Origin of the sequence: Actinomadura sp. NPDC048032 (genome assembly GCF_040653175.1) — a bacterium.
In the GTDB taxonomy this organism is placed as follows: Bacteria; Actinomycetota; Actinomycetes; order Streptosporangiales; family Streptosporangiaceae; genus Spirillospora; species Spirillospora verrucosospora.
On sequence record NZ_JBEZJP010000702.1, the window covers coordinates 1 to 2,393 of the forward strand.

Consider the following 2,393-nt stretch of genomic DNA (forward strand, 5'->3'; position numbering starts at 1 on the left):
GCCGCCGAGGCCGATGGAGACGTCAACTCGCTCCGCCTGTGGTGGCCCCAACTCGCTCCTCTTGTGCTGGCCCCAACCCGCCCTGCCTGTGGTGGCCCCAACTCGCTCCGCCTGTGGTGGCCCTTGCCCGCCGCGTGCGCTCGCCGTCCCGTCGTCAGGGCTGCCTCGGGTCGCGCGGCCGGAGTTGCCGAATGTCGTGGCCGCGCTGGCCCGTTGTGAAGGGCGCAACGAATCTTCGGCTCCGCCGATCCAGGGGCCTGCACTGCCTGGGCCCGCTGACTGTGGTGGCAGCCCGCTGCCTGCGCTGGGCGGTGCTGCTGCCTCGGCCCTCTTCGCTCGCCTTGCGGCTCGCTACGTGACCAGGCCTGGGCGAACGCGGCATCGCTTCGCGATCTGCCCGGCTCCACTCGCCGCCGACTTCGCTCCATCGGCCAGGTCACGCGTTCGCGCGTGCGGCCGAGGGCCACTTCGAGGCAGGCCCTAGACGTAGCGTTCGAGGATCGACGATTCGGCGAGGCGGGAGAGGCCCTCGCGGACGCTGCGGGCGCGGGACTCGCCCACGCCGCCGACCGCCTGGAGGTCGTCGATGCTGGCGGCCAGGAGTTTCTGCAGGCCGCCGAAGTGCTCGACGAGGCGTTCGACGACCATGCTCGGCAGGCGCGGGACCTTGGCGAGCAGCCGGAAGCCCTTGGGGCTGACGGGCAGGTCGAGGGCGTCCGGGCCGGCGAAGCCCATGACCTCGGCGACCGTGGACAGGTCGAGGAGCTCGTTGGCCGACAGGGTGTCGAGGGACGACAGGATGGCGTCCACGCCGCGGGTGCGGGTGTCGTCGGACGGGTAGTCGCGGACGATCAGCTGCCGGTCGACGTCCACGCCGGAGACCAGCTCGTCGAGCTGGAGGGACAGCAGGCGGCCGTCGGTGCCGAGCTCGACGACGTAGCCCTCGATCTCGTCGGCGATGCGGCGCACCATCTCCAGGCGCTGGACGACGGCGCTGACGTCGCGGACGGTGACGAGGTCCTCGATCTCCAGGGCCGACAGCGTGCCGGACACCTCGTCGAGGCGCAGCTTGTAGCGTTCGAGCGTCGCCAGGGCCTGGTTGGCCTTGGAGAGGATGGCAGCCGAGTCCTCCAGGACGTAGCGGATGCCGTCGAGGTAGAGCGCGATGATGTGCATCGACTGGCTCACCGAGATGACCGGCAGGCCGGTCTGGCGGGCGACGCGCTCCGCGGTGCGGTGGCGGGTCCCCGACTCCTCGGTGGGGAGGGTGGAGTCCGGCACGAGGTGGACGGCGGCGCGGACGATGCGGGTGTGGCTGTCGTCGAGGACGATCGCGCCGTCCATCTTGGCGAGCTCGCGCAGCCGCGTGGCGGAGAACTCGACGTCGAGCTCGAAGCCGCCCGTGCACAGCTCCGCGACGGGCTTGTCGTAGCCGAGCACGATCAGGCCGCCGGTGTGGCCCCGCAGGATGCGCTCCAGTCCGTCCCGGATCTGGGTGCCGGGAGCCACCGCGGCCAGTGTGGCGCGGCGTCGTTCGTCATGACCCTTGTCGTGTGATGGCACCTGGCCCCCGGAGGTCGCTGGACGGCGCCAGTTTACCGAGGCGGGCCGCGCGCTGGTTCCTCCCCAGGTCGCAAGCGTGCGTTGTGTGAAGTAATACTCTGGCGGGACGCCTGTCAGGGAGCGGTAAACGCGACCTGCAGCGCCTGCTGGAGGCTGTCGACCTCCATGACCTTCATGCCCTCGTAGCTGCTGAGCTGCGGGTCGGCGCGTTTGAGGGGCCCGTCGGCCAGTTCGAGGGAGCCGCGCGGGATGACGGCGTACTTGAATCCGAGCCGGGCCGCCTCGGCCAGCCGCCGCTGGACGCCGGGCACGATGCGGACCTCCCCGGCGAGGCCCACCTCGCCGAGCGCGATGAGGCTGGTGGAAAGGGCCTGCTCGACGGTGGAGCCCGCGACGGCGAGGCCGAGGGCCAGGTCGACGGAGGTCTCGGCGAGCCGGACGCCGCCGACGGTCGAGACGTACACGTCCTGCTCGTGCATGGAGATCTTGCAGCGCTGCGCGAGGACGGCGAGGACCATCGCGACGCGGGAGGTGTCGAGCCCGGAGGTGGCGCGCCGCGGCGCGGGCAGGTGCGACTTGGCGACGAGGGACTGCACCTCGGCGACGAGGGGGCGGCGCCCTTCGAGGGTGACGGTGACGCAGGTTCCGGGGACGGCCTCCTCGCGGCGGGTGAGGAACAGGCCGCTCGGGTCGGGCAGCCCGACGATGCCGACCTCGGACAGGTCGAAGCAGCCGAGCTCGTCGGTGGGGCCGTACCGGTTCTTCATGGCGCGGATCATGCGGAGCCGGGAGTGCCGGTCGCCCTCGAAGTACAGGACGACGTCGACCAG

The 2,393-nt window shown here is 71.6% G+C and carries 2 protein-coding genes; both read right to left on the reverse strand.

Annotation, left to right across the window (positions count from 1 at the left end):
* Positions 1 to 480 precede the first annotated feature (480 nt).
* A complete protein-coding gene (gene disA, locus AB0C69_RS41265; protein ID WP_179845771.1) occupies positions 481 to 1,563 on the reverse strand; it encodes a DNA integrity scanning diadenylate cyclase DisA in 1,083 nt (360 codons plus the stop codon).
* Between the two features lie 113 nt (positions 1,564 to 1,676).
* Positions 1,677 to 2,393, reverse strand: a 717-nt coding sequence (locus AB0C69_RS41270; RefSeq protein ID WP_360362147.1) for a magnesium chelatase domain-containing protein, incomplete at its 5' end; no start/stop codon positions are given.